Origin of the sequence: Mesorhizobium sp. M0227 (assembly GCF_040321855.1) — a bacterium.
Lineage (GTDB): Bacteria > Pseudomonadota > Alphaproteobacteria > Rhizobiales > Rhizobiaceae > Mesorhizobium.
The window spans coordinates 197,782-211,955 of sequence record NZ_JAMYSJ010000009.1 but is presented as its reverse complement, the minus strand read 5'-3'; the positions used below and the strand labels follow the sequence as shown (position 1 = coordinate 211,955).

The window sequence follows — 14,174 nt, the reverse complement described above, 5'->3', positions numbered from 1 at the left end:
GCCGAAGGAGCGGTGCAATTTCACGCAAATCCGGAGGCTCTCGAATGAAACCTCGGTTCGCATTTGTCGCCACGGCTCTTGCCGCCGCTCTGTTTGCCAGTTCCCAGGAAGCAAGATCGCAAGAGCGCAGCTGTCGCAGTTCCGATCCCGTCGATACGATAAGGGAGATGTCGGACGCTATCTATGCCTGCTGGAAACCGCCACCCGGAACCGCGGGCATGTCCCTGACACTGCGGTTCTCGCTTCGCCGCAACGGCACACTGATTGGCAAACCTCGCGCCACATATTCCGATCTGGGAACCGATGCCCAGCGCAGCAGGGCCTTCGTGGCATCCATCCTCAGGGCACTTGATGACGCTCTGCCATTGCCTTTTTCGGACAGCATGGGTGAAGCAATCGCAGGGCGCATGCTTGCCCCTCGGTTCACGGCAACTCTTGAAGGTGCGTCCTAATGCAAGTCGGTGATGTGCCCTGAAACGGGCGGGTTCTGTGGCTGGAACATCTTGCCGCGCTCGGCGATGAAGATCATCAGCAGCGCCGCGACCGAGACACTGCAGAAGCCGGCGGCCAGCGGCGTCACCGTGCCGTTGAAGGCCTGGCCGATCAGCGTGCCGAGAATGCCGCCGAGAAACGTCTGCATGAAACCGAGGATCGACGACGCCGTGCCGGCCAGTTGTCCGAGCGGTTCCATGGCCAGCGCGTTGAAGTTCGCGCCGAGCGCACCGAACGGAAGCATGGCACAGGCAAAGAAGGTGATGAACAGCCAGAGCGGCATCTTCATTTCCAGCGAAACGACCAGCCAGGCAAGGCTGATGACCAGGAACAGCAGCAACGCGCTCTGCGACAGGCGGCGCATGCCGATGCGGCCGACAAGGCGCGAATTCAGAAAGTTGGAGAAGGCGAGCACGCCCGCAACCCCGGCGAAGATGACCGGGAACATCTCGCCGACATGGAAGATGTCCACATAGATCTGCTGCGCCGAAGCGATGAAGCCGAACATGGCGCCGAAGATGAAGGTGCTGGCGAAGGCATAGCAGATCGCAATGCGGTTGGTGAGCACGATGCGAAACCCGCCGACAATCGAGTTCACGGTCAGCGGCCGGCGATGTTCGGGATGCAGCGTTTCAGGAAGGCGCAGCAGCGACCAGGCCGAGACGAGGAGCGCACCGACGGCCATGGTGACGAAGATCCAATGCCAGGTCGCAAACAGCATGATGAACTGGCCGATGCCGGGAGCAATGACCGGTATCGCCATGAACACCATGAAGATCAGCGACATCACCTCGGCCATGCGCCGGCCGTCGAACGTATCGCGCACGATCGAGACGGCGATGACGCGGGTGGCGGCCGCACCGATGCCTTGCACGGCCCGGCACAGCAGAAGTGTTTCAAAGCTTGGCGCAATGGCGGCAGCCGCCGCCGCGGCGACATAAATCACCAGCCCGGCGACCAGCGGTGCGCGACGCCCGAAGCGATCCGAGATCGGCCCGAAGAACAACTGTCCGCCGCCGAAGCCCAGAATGTAGGCCGTTATGACGTACTGCCGGTGGTTTTCATTTTCGACGCCGAGCGAGGCGCCGATCTGCTGCAGCGCCGGCAGCATGATATCGATGGCCAGCGAGTTCAGCGCCATCAGCGCCGCGCACAGGGCGATGAACTCCCAGCGCGGAATGGGCAGTTTGCTTGCCGATTGCGGCTCTGGTTTTGACTGGTCCACGGCAAGTCCGATCTTTCAAACGAAAATGCGCCGGCGGGCCGGCGCATTGGCTCGTCTTGGTCCTGGGTTCAGGACATGAAAATTGCCGAGCTGCCCCCGACGCCTTTGTGCATGACCCCGAAAATCAAAATCAACCTTCGGATGGCAATATGCACAAAACAGAAATCAGGCGGCGCCTTTGACGCTGACGCCCTTCTCGACCAGGAACGTCTGCAACTCACCGGCCTGGAACATCTCGCGGATGATATCGCAGCCGCCGACGAATTCGCCCTTGACGTAGAGCTGAGGGATCGTCGGCCAGTTGGAGTATTCCTTGATGCCTTGGCGCAGTTCAGCCGAGTCCAGAACGTTCACGCCTTTGTAGTCGGCGCCGATATAGTCGAGGATCTGGACGACCTGGCCGGAAAATCCGCATTGCGGGAAACCGGGCGTGCCCTTCATGAAAAGGACGACGTCGTTGCCCTTCACTTCATTGTCGATGTAGTCGTTGATACCGCTCATGGAAAATCCTTTCCCGCCTGTGGGAGTCAGGCTCGAAACATATCCCTTCAAATAAACCCAACGATTGCTCGAAACAAGACGTTAGCCGTGCCGTGGCTGAAATGGCGCAAAGGATGAGCCGTGTTGGGCCAAGCGCTAAGGGTCAGTCCGGAACGCTGGTCTGCAAGGCCAGCGCATGCAGCACGCCGCCCATATTTCCTTTCAGCGCGTCATAGACCATCTGGTGCTGCTGCACGCGGCTTTTCCCTCGAAAGCTCTCGGCCACCACCTCGGCCGCATAATGGTCGCCGTCGCCGGCAAGATCGCGGATCGTCACCTTGGCGTCCGGAATGCCGTCCTTGATCAGTTTTTCGATGTCGTGGGCATCCATTGCCATGGCAAAATCCTGTTTCGAGCGGCCGGCAGCCGGCCATAAGATGAGAGTCGGGCGAGCCTAAAGCCTTTCCGGTCCGGATTGAAGCCGTTCTGTCCCACCAACGGCAAGACGGTTCGATGGCTTCAGAGAAAGACTAGACCGGTGGGCTTGCTTCATCCTCGGCAATGTCCTCGCGTGTCGAGAAGGCGCGGCCAAGGCTGAAGGCCAGCACGTAGAGCGGCACGTTGAGCACGAGGCTGACAATGGGAAGATAGCTCGTCATTTGCCAAGCCGGCGAGAAGAACGCCTGGCCGTAGCCGTCGCAGGTCAACGACGAGCCGTACTCCCACAACGCGCCTACGACCACCGCGCTGGCAAAAAGCTTGATGCAGGTGACAATGTGCCTTGCCCGTGCCGGATCCGGCGCCAGGCGGTCCCACAGAACCAGGCAGACGATCGGGACCGCGTAGATGAGATTCTGCGCGATGAGCATGGGGATGGCGCCATTGGCCGCGGCAAGGAACTCCGCGCGCGTTTCCAGCCGCATGCACACCTCGCTTGAGGTTGTCGACAGCAGGAAAAAGACGAACGGTCCCAGGAACCAGAAGAAGAACAACGACGGCCAGAAGACGACTGCAAGCAGCGCCCGGGCAGCCAGTTTCCTGTGATTGATCATGAGTTTCCCGAAAAACCGTTCCCACTTTTCGGGATCATGCTCTCGTCAACTGGCCTGGTCCATGAAGCGGGGGAACCAGCCTTCGTGCGCCGCGGAGAGTTCGCTGACCGGGATTGCCCTGGCGTCGCCAAGCTTCAGCGCGTTGCCCCCGGTCGAGCCGATCCACGGCGCGAAGATGCCGAGTTCGCCCTGCTGCTTGCGAATGGCGTCCCATTCGTCACCATGCGGATCGATCGACAGCGTCAGGAGATAACGGCCCTGATCCTCGCCGAACCAGACCGGGATCGGGTCGGTGCCGACAAGCCCGGGAACGGTGGCGCCGATACCGGACGCCATCGCCATTTCGGCAAGTGCAACGGCGACACCGCCATCGGAAACGTCGTGCGCCGCCGTGACGACACCGGATGCGATGAGCGCGCGCACATGGTCGCCGACGCGCTTTTCGTGATCGAGGTCGACCGGCGGCGGCGGGCCATCCGTGCGGCCGTGTATGTCCCTGAAATAGACCGATTGACCGAGATGCGTTCCCCAGGAGGCCGGCGCGCCGACCAGCAGGATCATCTGGCCCTCGGCCGCAAAGCCGGTCCGCACCATCTTCGACCAGTCGGCGATCAGCCCGACGCCGCCGATAGTCGGGGTTGGCAGGATGCCCTGGCCGTTGGTCTCGTTGTAGAGCGAGACATTGCCGGAGACGATAGGGAAGCCAAGCGCACGGCAGGCGTCGCCTATGCCTTTCACCGCGCCGACCAGCTGGCCCATGATCTCGGGCCGTTCCGGGTTGCCGAAATTGAGGTTGTCGGTGGCGGCCAGCGGCAGAGCGCCGGTGGCGGTCAAGTTGCGCCAGCATTCGGCCACCGCCTGCTTGCCGCCCTCATAAGGGTCGGCCTCGCAATAGCGCGGCGTCACGTCGGACGAGAAGGCGAGCGCCTTGGTCGCATGGCCTTCGACCCGGACCACGCCGGCATCGCCGCCTGGAAGCTGCAGCGAATTGCCCTGGATCAACGTGTCATACTGTTCCCACACCCAACGCCGCGACGAAAGGTCCGGCCCGCCGAGCAGCTTCAGCAGCGCGTCGGCAACGTCGGCTTGCGGAATGTCATTGGCGGCCAGCGGCGCCGGCTTCTTCGGTTCGGTCCACGGCCGATCATATTCCGGAGCCTTGTCGCCAAGATCCTTGATCGGCAGGTTGGCGACCTCGTCGCCCTGGTGCAGAACGCGGAAGCGCAGATCGTCGGTGGTCTTGCCGACGATGGCGAAATCGAGCCCCCATTTGTGGAAGATCGCCTCGGCTTCCTTTTCCTTTTCCGGGCGCAGCACCATCAGCATGCGCTCCTGGCTTTCCGACAGCATCATCTCGTAGGCGCTCATGCGCTCTTCGCGCACCGGAACCTTGTCGAGATCGAGCTCGATTCCGAGGTCGCCCTTGGCGCCCATTTCGACCGCCGAGCAGGTGAGGCCGGCGGCACCCATGTCCTGGATGGCGATGACGGCGCCCGAGGCCATCAGTTCGAGGCTGGCTTCCAGCAGGCACTTTTCGGTGAAGGGATCGCCGACCTGCACTGTCGGGCGCTTCTCATCGATCTTGTCGTCGAATTCAGCCGACGCCATGGTGGCGCCGCCGACGCCGTCGCGGCCGGTCTTGGCGCCGAGATAGACGACCGGCAGGCCGACGCCCTTGGCTTCCGACAGGAAGATCGCATCGGTCTTGGCAAGGCCCGCCGCAAAGGCGTTGACCAGGATGTTGCCATTGTAGCGGGCGTCGAAATTGACCTCGCCACCGACTGTCGGCACGCCGAAAGCGTTGCCATAGCCGCCGACGCCGGAAACCACGCCTGAAACGAGATGCCGGGTCTTGGGATGGTCAGGCGAGCCGAAGCGCAGCGCATTCATCGCCGCGATCGGCCGCGCGCCCATGGTGAAGACGTCGCGCAATATGCCGCCGACGCCGGTCGCCGCGCCCTGGTAAGGCTCGATATAGGACGGGTGGTTATGGCTCTCCATCTTGAAGACGACGCAGTCGCCGTCGCCGATGTCGACCACGCCGGCATTCTCGCCCGGCCCCTGGATGACTTGCGGACCGGTGGTTGGCAGCGTGCGCAGCCACTTCTTCGAGGATTTGTAGGAGCAGTGCTCATTCCACATCGCCGAGAAGATGCCGAGTTCGGTGAAGCTCGGCTCGCGCCCGACAAGATCGAGGATGCGCTGATACTCGTCGGGCTTGAGCCCGTGTGAGGCAATGAGCTCAGGGGTGATCGGCACGGAATTGGAAATGGTCATGGGCGGCGATTTATATCCGGGACGTTGGGATTTTGAGTCCCGTCTTATCGCAAGCCTTGCGGCCGATACACCCATGGATTGACGAAAAACGACGGAAAACCGGACAAGGCCACGCAGTGTCAGGAGAAGCTGTCGTAGCCGGCGCGGCCTTCATCGAGAAGTCGCCGGATTACCGCGACGCCTTCGGCTATGTCCTCGCGCTGTCTCGGCTGCGAAACGCCAAAGCGGACGCCATGGAAAACCTGCTCGGAGCGTCCGGCCTTGAATTCGTCCTCGTCGTCGATCAGCACGCCGTGCTCAAGGCAGGCGTTCTTGAAGGTGCCGGAAAGCCAGGGGTCGGGCAGGGTCAGCCAGACAAAGGGCACCCTGTCATGCGACTTGAATGCGAAGCCGGCCAAAGTCTCGCGCACGATGGCGATGCGGGCGCCGATTTCGGCGATGCTGCGCTTGCGTATCTCATCCGCCTGACCTGACAGCACCAGCCTTGTATTCACCTCCGCCAGCAGGAAAGGCATGCCGCCGGTCATCATCTTGTGGGCGACACGGATGCGGTGGCGGTAGGCGGGCGGGCAAGAAAGCCAGCCGCCGCGTACACCGGCTGCGACCGACTTCGACAGGCCGCCCGCGACAATGGTGCGTTCAGGCGCATACTCGGCCAGCAATGGTGTCGGATCATCGGTCAGATTGCCATAGAGGTCGTCCTCGATGAGGACGACGTTGTATTCGCGTGCGACATGGGCGATCGCCTCGCGGCGCGCCGCCGACAAGGTGGCCAGCGTCGGATTCTGCGCAGTCGGCATCAGGAAGATCATCTTGGGATGCTTTTGCGCGCAGACGCGCTCGAAATCCTGCGGATCGATGCCTTCCTCGTCCGATGCCACCAGCGCGGTGCGCCTGCCGATCAGGCCGGCACTGCGGGAAATCTGCGAGTAGGTGAGGTGCTCGAAGGCAACATAGTCGCCAGGCATGGTGAGCGCCGCGATTGCCGCCATCACCGCCGCATGGGTGCCGAGCGTGGGAACGATGGTGTCGGCACTCGGACGAAACGAATTGCGCGCCAACCAGCGGGCGCCGGCTTCGTACCAGCGGTCGGGAAAATCCCGCGTGTAGCTTGAAATCTCGTGTGGATGGTCCTGCGCCGTGCGCGACAGGACACCGGCGACGATGTCGCCCTGGCCGATATCGGGTGCTGCGGTGCTGTCGAAACGCAGCTTGCCTTTAGGCGCATCGATATAGCGTGTGCCTTCGCCGCCGACGTCCGGAGCCGGAAAATCCGGCTTCGCGCGCTGGCCGAGCACATAGGTTCCACGCCCGACTTCGCCGCTCACCAGCCCACGCTCGCGCAGCAATTGATAGGCCCGCCCGACCGTGCCGACGGTGGTGCCGATGTCGTAGGCGAGGTCGCGTTGCGGCGGCAGCTTTGCGCCGGCATCGATCACCCCCCGGTCGATGTCCGTTTCGATGGAATCCGCAAGCCGCTGATACAGCGGTCCGGAGCCGGTGGTGAGGTCGGGGAGCCAATTTGTCATGGTGACAATTTTCTATATTGCACCCATACATGAGTCAATGCATATCAGCTACGTGCCAAAAAGGGTACAATTTGGAATTCTGGCAGAAAGAAAATGAATACAATCGCCACAATCCGTCATTCGAGCGCCGAGTTATCGGGCCAAACGACACGTCCATCGGACCGGAGCGGCTTTGTCAGCCGTCTGGTGCGTCTGGTCAGATCGCTGGCGAGATGGATCGACAGCCTGCTGGATCGCCGCCGCAGCCGGCTGGCGCTGCTGGAAATGACCGATGATCAGCTCAAGGATATCGGCGTCTCGCGCTGCGATGCCCACCGTGAGGGCATCAGGCCGTTCTGGGACTGAAAGCTAGCGGAGTTTTGATGCCCTGATGCGTGCAATGCCATGGTCCGCAAGGACGGCGACCACGCACAGCACGAGAAAAAGTCCGGTGATGGCCAGCGCCGACATGGCAACGCTGGGCGCACCGTTCTTGGCGACGTCAAGGAAGGGATAGGGCACCTCGCCGGCAAGCGGTGCCCGTACCAGCGCATAGATCAGATAGGCGACGGGATAGAGCATCCACCAGGAAATGTCGCTCCAGCGCGTCCTGCCGTCAGCGCCCGATATCAACCACCACAGCACGAAGAGCACCGGCGTCACATAATGCAGCAGGACGTCGCAGAGCAGGAACAGCCCCTGCGGCTGCCAGAGTTGTGCCAGGACCGTTGCATAGATGATAAAAACCAGCGCGATCGAAGCGGCAACGCCGGCCCGCACCCGCGCGCCTCCAAAGGCCGGCAGCCAGGCATAGAAGGTGGGTGACAGCAGCGACGTGTACACCAGCACCGCGCCGATGTTGGTCAAGATGGTGAAGAAGCTGAAGACGAAAATGACGGAGCCAAGCAGGCTGCGGCCTGCTTCCATCGATGCCGGAATGCTGATGCAGAACTGCAGGATGAGCCCGGCCAGACCGATGACCAGCCCCACAATCTGCAGAAAGCGGCCCATGGGCTAGGCCGTCGCGGCGCAGGCCGGGTTGCCGGTCTGCCAACGAGCGATGTCCGAGCCGATGCGGGCGCCGAGCGGATCGTTCATCAGCGGTCCGAAGACGTCGACACGGCTAGAATTGCCTTGCGCCTGCACGACCAGCAAAGGTTTGCCGCCATAATGCTTGGCCGGCACCAGCAGGAAACGCGGCGTGCCGCTGAACGAATTCAGCTCATTGGCCATCTGGTACGGTTTGAAGGCTGGGTCCTTGCTGGCGATCCAGCATTTGTGGGCAGCGATCGCCACTTGTTCCATGGCCAGCAGCGCAGCACTTTTGCCTGAGGGAACAGGCGTGCTCTTTGGCGTCGACTGGCAAGATGCCAGCACAAAGCCCGCCGCGGCGACCAGCGCGATCGTCTTCGACTTAATCAAGCGGCACCCATCTCAAGCTCGGACAGAAAAATCTTCAAACCATCGGTCATCTCGCCCCACACCCTCGACAATGCCGGGTGTTGCGAGGCGATCTGCTGGTAGGCGTCGAATTTGGGATAGGCGTCGAGCAGGTCGTGGCGTCCCGTCATGGCCCGGAAATTGTTGAAGATGAACCGCGTCGGCGTCAGCCAGGCATCGGCGAAACTAATGTCGTCGCCGAGTGCGAAGGGCCCTTGCGCCATGCGGGCCTCGATCGCCGCCAGTCCATGATGTAGGCGGGCAAACTGGGCGTCGATCTCGGCATTGTTTCGCTTCGGCACGGAATGAAGCTCGAAAAGCTTCATCATCGGTGTCAGCACATCGAGATCGGTGATGCGGGCGAACATACGCACCAGCGCGCGGTCCTTGGAATCGGGCGGCAGCAGCGCCGGTTCCGGGAACCGTTCCTCGAGATATTCGGCGATGACCACCGATTCGACGATGGTTTCGCCCGAGCCGGTGATCAGAACCGGAATCCGGTTCATCGGTGAGATGGCGCGAAACTCTTCCGGGATGGGGAAACCGGGCGGCGGCGCGATGATCTTGAGTGGTACGTCCTTGATGTAGGCCAGTGCCCGCACGATCGACGAGTAGGGCGACAACGGCCGCGAATAGAGTTTCATGACCGTCTCTCTCCCCAATGAACCAGACTTGCTCCAAAGAGACAGGAATGTCCGGCTGTTTTCAAGCTGTTCGCTTCGATATCGTCAGGCGGCGATGCCGAGGGCGCTCTCGAACAGTCCGCGGCCGTCGGTGCCGCCATGGGCTGCTTCGATCAGGTTTTCCGGGTGCGGCATCAGCCCGAGCACATTGCCTTGGCTGTTGACGATGCCGGCAATGTCGTTGATCGAGCCATTGGGGTTGGTGCCCTCGGCATAGCGGAACACCACTTGGCCTTCGCCTTCGAGGCGGGCAAGCGTGTCGGCATCGGCGAAATAATTGCCGTCATGATGCGCGACCGGCGAGCGGATGATCTGGCCCGGCTGATAGCGGCGGGTGAACATGGTGTTGGCATTGGTGATCTCGAGCTTCACCTGCCGGCAGACGAATTTCAGCGAGGTGTTGCGCATCAAGGCGCCCGGCAACAGGCCGGCCTCGACCAGGATCTGGAAACCGTTGCAGACGCCGATGACCGTAACGCCGGCGGCCGCTTTTTCGGCCACAGCCCGCATGACCGGCATGCGCGCCGCGATCGCGCCGCAGCGCAGATAGTCGCCGAAGGAAAAGCCGCCTGGAATGGCGATCAGGTCGACATCGGGGATTTCGGTGTCGGTCTGCCAGACGGTGATTGGCGGTGTTCCCGAAATCTTGGTCAACGCTGCGATCATGTCGCGGTCGCGATTGAGGCCGGGCAGGAGGACGACGGCTGATTTCAATTTAGGCGATCTCCACCGCGTAATTCTCAATCACCGTATTCGCCAGCAGCTTGTCGCACATGGCTTTGAGGTCGGCCTCGGCCTTGGCCTTGTCGCTTTCCGCCAGTTGGACGTCGAACACCTTGCCCTGCCGGACAAGGCCCACGCCATCGAACCCCAGGCCGGACAGCGCGTGTTCGATCGCCTTGCCTTGCGGGTCGAGCACGCCGTTCTTGAGGGTGACGGTAATGCGGGCCTTGATCACGCTGGACATGCTCCTGTTCGGACTATCAGTTCGCAAGCCGCGATCAGTGCGGCTTGCCTTTGAGGCCGTCGGTCGAGGCGACAAGCACCGGGCCGGTCGGGCGCGGCGGCTCGTTCTCGTTCATGATGCCGAGGCGGCGTGCGACTTCCTGGTAGGCTTCGACGAGGCCGCCCATGTCGCGGCGGAAACGGTCCTTGTCGAGCTTGTCCTGTGTCGCCACGTCCCACAGGCGGCAGGAATCCGGCGAGATCTCGTCGGCGACGACAATGCGCATCATGTCGCCCTCGAACAGCCGGCCGCATTCGATCTTGAAGTCGACAAGCTGGATGCCGACGCCCATGAACAAGCCGGAGAGGAAGTCGTTGACGCGGATGGCCAGCGCCATGACGTCGTCGATTTCCTGCGGGCTCGCCCAGCCGAACGCGGTGATGTGCTCTTCCGACACCATCGGATCGTCGAGTGCGTCGGCCTTGTAATAGAACTCGATGATCGAGCGCGGCAGAACGGTGCCTTCCTCGATGCCGAGCCGCTTGGACAACGAGCCGGCGGCGACATTGCGCACCACCACTTCGAGCGGAATGATCTCGACTTCCTTGATCAGCTGCTCGCGCATGTTCAGCCGGCGGATGAAATGGGTCGGAATGCCCATGCGGTTCAAATGGTTGAAGATGTACTCGGAAATGCGGTTGTTGAGGACGCCCTTGCCGTCGATGACTTCATGCTTCTTCTTGTTGAACGCGGTGGCGTCATCCTTGAAGAACTGGATAAGCGTGCCCGGTTCGGGTCCCTCATAGAGTATCTTGGCCTTGCCTTCATAAATGCGGCGGCGATTTTTCATCTGGATTTTTCTCTGGGGTTCCGGACAGGGCGGTATCAGACCATTTCCTGTCCGTCTGCCTGAAATAGTGCGGCTACGGTAGGGTTCAATGCCGGGTCTATCCCAATCACATCGTTTGCTCAATCGGCAAATCCTTCCAATCAACCGCTTTCGGGACTGAAATGCCGCAGCGCAGCATGCGATGAAGCGTATTGACCGGCCCGCGACCTTTTGGTTTGTGCTTTGGCAACGCACATATTCACCGCCAACGAATCGAATTTGACCGGAGGGACGCCATGAGCAGCATGAAAGACCGCGAAGAGGGCTTTGAGCGTAAATTCGCATTCGACGAGGAGCTTCGGTTCAAGGCCTCGGCACGCCGCAACAAGGCGCTCGGCCTGTGGGCCGCCGAAAAGCTCGGAAAGTCCGGCGCTGATGCCGACGCCTATGCCAAGGAAGTGGTTATCTCCGACATCGAGGAAGCCGGCGACCACGACGTGTTCCGCAAAATCCGCGGGGATTTCGACGCGGCCGGCGTCGAGCAGTCGGACCACCAGATCCGCCGCACCATGGACGAACTGATGGCGCAGGCGATCGAGCAGATCAAGAACACCTGATCCCGGCCATGCGCTGATCCCGCGGCCATACGCTGGACCAATCGACCGCCCGGCCTATCCGGGCGGTTTTTCTTTGCCTTTGTCACGATTTCCGGCTGAAACTGCCGGAGTTAACAAGGAAAGTACCCATGTCCCTGAAGTCCCGCCTCGCGGCCGATGAAACGTTGTTCACCGCATGGTCCGGCGTGCCGGATGCCTTGACCGTCGAGATCGTCGCCAAGCAGGACTTTGATGCCGTCACGCTCGACATGCAGCATGGCGGCCATCACGAAGACAGCGTGCTGCGTGGCCTGGTGCCGGTGCTCGCCGCCGGCAAGCCGGCGCTGGTGCGCATTCCCGTTGGCCGTTTCGACATGGCAAGCCGCGCGCTCGATTTCGGCGCCGAGGCGGTCATCGCGCCGATGGTGAATTCGGTTGCCGATGCAAAATTGTTCGCCGCCGCCATGAAATACCCGCCACTCGGCGAGCGCTCCTGGGGTCCGACCTACGCTTTTCCACGCCACGGCAAGGGCGACCAGGCCGAGTGGCTGCGCGACACCAACCAACGCACCATGGCCTTCGCCATGGTCGAGACGCGTCCGGCCCTCGATGCGCTCGACGGCATCCTCGACACGCCCGGCATCGACGGCATCTTCCTCGGCCCATCGGATTTCTCGATCGCCTGGAGCAATGGTGCGACCGTCAATTCGACGCTGGAAAGCATGATGGAGACGGTGGCATCGGTGGCCGAGCGCACCCGCAAGGCCGGCAAACATGCGGCGATCTACGTTGTCGAGCCGGCAATTGCCGGCCGGGTTGTGTCGATGGGCTATCGCCTGCTGGCCATGGGCTCCGAGCATTCGCTGATCGGGCTTGGCGCAAAAACGCTGATCAAGAGCGTCCGCGATTCGATTGGGTCCTGAAGAAACTCAGGGTTTCAAATCCGTCAGGAATTTGGCGAAGGTCATTGAACCTTCGGGCCACGGCCCGAAGCCTGAATCCGCGTTCAGATGACCGGTCTCGCCGGCATCGATGAATAGTGAGCCCCATGCACCGGCAATGTCTTCGGCGACATCGAAGGCGCAGAACGGATCGTTGCGGCTGGCGATCACGATCGAGGGAAAGGGCAGCGGCTCACGCGGGTAGGGACCGAAGGTCATCAGGTGCCTGGGCCTGATCTCGGGATTGGCGACGTCGGGAGGTGCCACGAAGAAGGCCCCGGCGATCGGCTTGCGGAATTGCGGAATGGCTTGCACCGCAGTGGTGACGCCGAGCGAATGCGCGACCAGGACGACCGGCCGCTCGGCCTCGTTGACCGCCTTGGCGACGCTCGCGGTCCAGTCCTCGCGAACCGGCTTCGACCACTCGGCCTGTTCGACGCGGCGCGCCGTCGACAGTTTCGACTGCCAGCGGCTCTGCCAATGGTCGGGGCCGGAATTGGTGTAGCCCGGCACGATGAGGATATCTGCGTCTCTGACCTTCATGGCGCTGAGATAGCGAGCGGCATCGCTTCGTGCAACCGGCGGGAACGCCACTTTTGATCACAATAGTGAACACCATGTTCGCTTCTTCGCGTCTTGTGTGAACGATGCCGATGGACGATCTGTGGTCAGGAAAAGAAACAGCCGTGCGCGGGAACCCTGACTTTGGAACTGACACGACGTACAATGATCGGCGGAGTGGGGCTTCTCGCTTTGGGAGCTTCATCGCAGGCCGGTCGAACGGAGCATTTGATGAGCGAGTTGCCTTTTGCCGCCACCACCCCAGTCAGCGTTGCCCGCGTCGGGCTGAAGGCGCGCGACGCGGAAAGCCTTGCCGCATATTACCGCGAAATTGTCGGTCTGCAGGAGTTGAGCCGTGCCGATGGTTCGATCACGCTGGGCGCCGCCAACCGTCCCTTGTTGGTGCTTGAGCAGGACGCTTCAGCTAAGCCGGATGATCCGCGCAGCGCCGGGCTGTTCCACACCGCCTTCCTGCTGCCCAGCCGCGCCGATCTCGGCCGCTGGATCAACCACGCTATATCGAACAAGATCGCGATCGAGGGCGCTTCCGACCATCTGGTCAGCGAAGCTCTGTACCTGACCGATCCCGAAGGCAATGGCATCGAGATCTATGCCGACCGCCGCCCGCAGGACTGGAAGTGGAATGGCGACAAGATTGCCATGGCAACGGAGCGGCTGAACATTCCGTCCGTCGTTGCCGAAGTGCCTGCGGGTGACGCCGGCTGGCAGGGCGCGCCGGAAAACAGCATCGTCGGCCATGTCCACCTGCGTGTCGGCAGGCCGGAAGACGCCGAAGCCTGGTGGAACCAGGAATTCGGCTTCGACACGGTGGCGAAATATGGCGGCCAGGCGGTGTTCCTGTCGTCGGGCGGCTATCACCACCACATCGGCGCCAACGCCTGGCAGAGTTCAGGCGCAGGCCGCCGCGATCCCTCCCGGTCAGGTCTGGCCTGGGTCGAGATGCGTTCGGACAAGGCATCCACCGAAACCACGCGGGAAGACCCGTGGGGCACGGTGATCCGCACCGTGCCTGGCGCTGCCGGCTAAGCGCCCGCTGCGCTCTTAAACAGAACTGGCGGCGTAACCGGTCAGCAATCCGTGTGCCCAACTGTCGAAGCCGGCCGCCGTCGCGCGGCTGGATGCT

At 62.0% G+C, this 14,174-nt stretch carries 18 protein-coding genes; 5 read left to right on the top strand and 13 right to left on the bottom strand.

Annotated features, from left to right (window positions below):
* Window positions 1-44: 44 nt before the first annotated feature.
* Window positions 45-452 carry a UCP034077 family protein gene (locus tag NKJ00_RS32230; RefSeq protein WP_127293481.1) on the top strand — a complete coding sequence of 136 codons (408 nt, stop codon included), beginning with the start codon at window positions 45-47 and terminating at the stop codon, window positions 450-452.
* On the opposite strand, the gene NKJ00_RS15435 is transcribed toward NKJ00_RS32230, so the two are convergent.
* The 6 genes from NKJ00_RS15435 to NKJ00_RS15410 form a co-directional block, all read right to left on the bottom strand.
* Window positions 449-1,633 (bottom strand): multidrug effflux MFS transporter, encoded by a 1,185-nt coding sequence (locus NKJ00_RS15435; RefSeq protein ID WP_245486115.1) that lies wholly within the window; start codon window positions 1,631-1,633, stop codon window positions 449-451. The genes NKJ00_RS32230 and NKJ00_RS15435 overlap by 4 nt on opposite strands.
* A gap of 249 nt (window positions 1,634-1,882) precedes the next feature.
* Window positions 1,883-2,218 (bottom strand): Grx4 family monothiol glutaredoxin, encoded by a 336-nt coding sequence (grxD, locus tag NKJ00_RS15430; RefSeq protein ID WP_006332883.1) that lies wholly within the window; start codon window positions 2,216-2,218, stop codon window positions 1,883-1,885.
* Window positions 2,219-2,360: 142 nt separating this feature from the next.
* Window positions 2,361-2,594: a BolA/IbaG family iron-sulfur metabolism protein gene (locus tag NKJ00_RS15425; protein WP_010909092.1), complete on the bottom strand. Its 234-nt coding sequence runs from the start codon at window positions 2,592-2,594 to the stop codon at window positions 2,361-2,363.
* A gap of 133 nt (window positions 2,595-2,727) precedes the next feature.
* Complete coding sequence (locus NKJ00_RS15420; protein ID WP_352630267.1) at window positions 2,728-3,249, bottom strand: hypothetical protein; 522 nt, start codon at window positions 3,247-3,249, stop codon at window positions 2,728-2,730.
* A gap of 45 nt (window positions 3,250-3,294) precedes the next feature.
* Entirely contained in the window at window positions 3,295-5,526 is a 2,232-nt protein-coding gene (purL, locus tag NKJ00_RS15415) for a phosphoribosylformylglycinamidine synthase subunit PurL (RefSeq protein WP_352630265.1), read from the bottom strand.
* Between the two features lie 119 nt (window positions 5,527-5,645).
* Complete coding sequence (locus NKJ00_RS15410) at window positions 5,646-7,055, bottom strand: aminotransferase-like domain-containing protein (RefSeq protein WP_352630263.1); 1,410 nt, start codon at window positions 7,053-7,055, stop codon at window positions 5,646-5,648.
* Window positions 7,056-7,148: 93 nt separating this feature from the next.
* On the opposite strand from NKJ00_RS15410, the gene NKJ00_RS15405 reads away from it, so the two are divergent.
* Window positions 7,149-7,400: a DUF1127 domain-containing protein gene (locus NKJ00_RS15405; RefSeq protein WP_352630261.1), complete on the top strand. Its 252-nt coding sequence runs from the start codon at window positions 7,149-7,151 to the stop codon at window positions 7,398-7,400.
* Between the two features lie 3 nt (window positions 7,401-7,403).
* On the opposite strand, the gene NKJ00_RS15400 is transcribed toward NKJ00_RS15405, so the two are convergent.
* From NKJ00_RS15400 to purC, 6 genes are all read right to left on the bottom strand, one after another.
* Window positions 7,404-8,045 (bottom strand): Pr6Pr family membrane protein, encoded by a 642-nt coding sequence (locus NKJ00_RS15400; RefSeq protein WP_352630259.1) that lies wholly within the window; start codon window positions 8,043-8,045, stop codon window positions 7,404-7,406.
* A gap of 3 nt (window positions 8,046-8,048) precedes the next feature.
* Window positions 8,049-8,456 carry a hypothetical protein gene (locus NKJ00_RS15395; protein ID WP_128303281.1) on the bottom strand — a complete coding sequence of 136 codons (408 nt, stop codon included), beginning with the start codon at window positions 8,454-8,456 and terminating at the stop codon, window positions 8,049-8,051.
* Window positions 8,453-9,118, bottom strand: coding sequence for a glutathione S-transferase family protein (locus tag NKJ00_RS15390; RefSeq protein ID WP_127810643.1), 666 nt, complete (start codon window positions 9,116-9,118; stop codon window positions 8,453-8,455). The genes NKJ00_RS15395 and NKJ00_RS15390 overlap by 4 nt, the downstream gene beginning before the upstream one ends.
* Window positions 9,119-9,202: 84 nt before the next feature.
* Window positions 9,203-9,871, bottom strand: a complete 669-nt coding sequence (gene purQ / locus NKJ00_RS15385; protein WP_128303282.1) for a phosphoribosylformylglycinamidine synthase subunit PurQ — start codon at window positions 9,869-9,871, stop codon at window positions 9,203-9,205.
* 1 nt (window position 9,872) lies between these two features.
* Entirely contained in the window at window positions 9,873-10,115 is a 243-nt protein-coding gene (gene purS / locus NKJ00_RS15380; protein WP_352630298.1) for a phosphoribosylformylglycinamidine synthase subunit PurS, read from the bottom strand.
* Window positions 10,116-10,158: 43 nt separating this feature from the next.
* The gene (purC, locus tag NKJ00_RS15375) at window positions 10,159-10,953 is read right to left on the bottom strand and encodes a phosphoribosylaminoimidazolesuccinocarboxamide synthase (RefSeq protein ID WP_013532127.1); all 795 of its coding nucleotides are present in this window, start codon (window positions 10,951-10,953) and stop codon (window positions 10,159-10,161) included.
* 275 nt (window positions 10,954-11,228) lie between these two features.
* Here purC and NKJ00_RS15370 point away from each other — a divergent pair, with 275 nt between their 5' ends.
* Both NKJ00_RS15370 and NKJ00_RS15365 read left to right on the top strand, forming a co-directional pair.
* Window positions 11,229-11,549 carry a DUF1476 domain-containing protein gene (locus NKJ00_RS15370; RefSeq protein WP_013532126.1) on the top strand — a complete coding sequence of 107 codons (321 nt, stop codon included), beginning with the start codon at window positions 11,229-11,231 and terminating at the stop codon, window positions 11,547-11,549.
* Between the two features lie 128 nt (window positions 11,550-11,677).
* The gene (locus tag NKJ00_RS15365; RefSeq protein WP_352630257.1) at window positions 11,678-12,451 is read left to right on the top strand and encodes an HpcH/HpaI aldolase family protein; all 774 of its coding nucleotides are present in this window, start codon (window positions 11,678-11,680) and stop codon (window positions 12,449-12,451) included.
* 6 nt (window positions 12,452-12,457) lie between these two features.
* Here NKJ00_RS15365 and NKJ00_RS15360 read toward each other — a convergent pair whose 3' ends face one another.
* Window positions 12,458-13,012 (bottom strand): RBBP9/YdeN family alpha/beta hydrolase, encoded by a 555-nt coding sequence (locus tag NKJ00_RS15360; RefSeq protein WP_352630255.1) that lies wholly within the window; start codon window positions 13,010-13,012, stop codon window positions 12,458-12,460.
* 249 nt (window positions 13,013-13,261) lie between these two features.
* Between NKJ00_RS15360 and NKJ00_RS15355 the strand changes: the two genes are divergently transcribed.
* Window positions 13,262-14,077 carry a VOC family protein gene (locus tag NKJ00_RS15355; RefSeq protein WP_023810345.1) on the top strand — a complete coding sequence of 272 codons (816 nt, stop codon included), beginning with the start codon at window positions 13,262-13,264 and terminating at the stop codon, window positions 14,075-14,077.
* Window positions 14,078-14,174: the final 97 nt, after the last annotated feature.

Coding starts and splice junctions, on each gene's coding strand:
- NKJ00_RS15360 (WP_352630255.1), bottom strand. CDS start 13,012: ATGAAGGTCAGAGACGCAGATATCCTCATCGTGCCGGGCTACACCAAT.
- grxD (WP_006332883.1), bottom strand. CDS start 2,218: ATGAGCGGTATCAACGACTACATCGACAATGAAGTGAAGGGCAACGAC.
- NKJ00_RS15390 (WP_127810643.1), bottom strand. CDS start 9,118: ATGAAACTCTATTCGCGGCCGTTGTCGCCCTACTCGTCGATCGTGCGG.
- NKJ00_RS15405 (WP_352630261.1), top strand. CDS start 7,149: ATGAATACAATCGCCACAATCCGTCATTCGAGCGCCGAGTTATCGGGC.
- NKJ00_RS15365 (WP_352630257.1), top strand. CDS start 11,678: ATGTCCCTGAAGTCCCGCCTCGCGGCCGATGAAACGTTGTTCACCGCA.
- NKJ00_RS15400 (WP_352630259.1), bottom strand. CDS start 8,045: ATGGGCCGCTTTCTGCAGATTGTGGGGCTGGTCATCGGTCTGGCCGGG.
- NKJ00_RS15355 (WP_023810345.1), top strand. CDS start 13,262: ATGAGCGAGTTGCCTTTTGCCGCCACCACCCCAGTCAGCGTTGCCCGC.
- NKJ00_RS15425 (WP_010909092.1), bottom strand. CDS start 2,594: ATGGCAATGGATGCCCACGACATCGAAAAACTGATCAAGGACGGCATT.
- NKJ00_RS32230 (WP_127293481.1), top strand. CDS start 45: ATGAAACCTCGGTTCGCATTTGTCGCCACGGCTCTTGCCGCCGCTCTG.
- NKJ00_RS15370 (WP_013532126.1), top strand. CDS start 11,229: ATGAGCAGCATGAAAGACCGCGAAGAGGGCTTTGAGCGTAAATTCGCA.
- purL (WP_352630265.1), bottom strand. CDS start 5,526: ATGACCATTTCCAATTCCGTGCCGATCACCCCTGAGCTCATTGCCTCA.
- purC (WP_013532127.1), bottom strand. CDS start 10,953: ATGAAAAATCGCCGCCGCATTTATGAAGGCAAGGCCAAGATACTCTAT.
- NKJ00_RS15435 (WP_245486115.1), bottom strand. CDS start 1,633: ATGGCGCTGAACTCGCTGGCCATCGATATCATGCTGCCGGCGCTGCAG.
- NKJ00_RS15420 (WP_352630267.1), bottom strand. CDS start 3,249: ATGATCAATCACAGGAAACTGGCTGCCCGGGCGCTGCTTGCAGTCGTC.
- NKJ00_RS15410 (WP_352630263.1), bottom strand. CDS start 7,055: ATGACAAATTGGCTCCCCGACCTCACCACCGGCTCCGGACCGCTGTAT.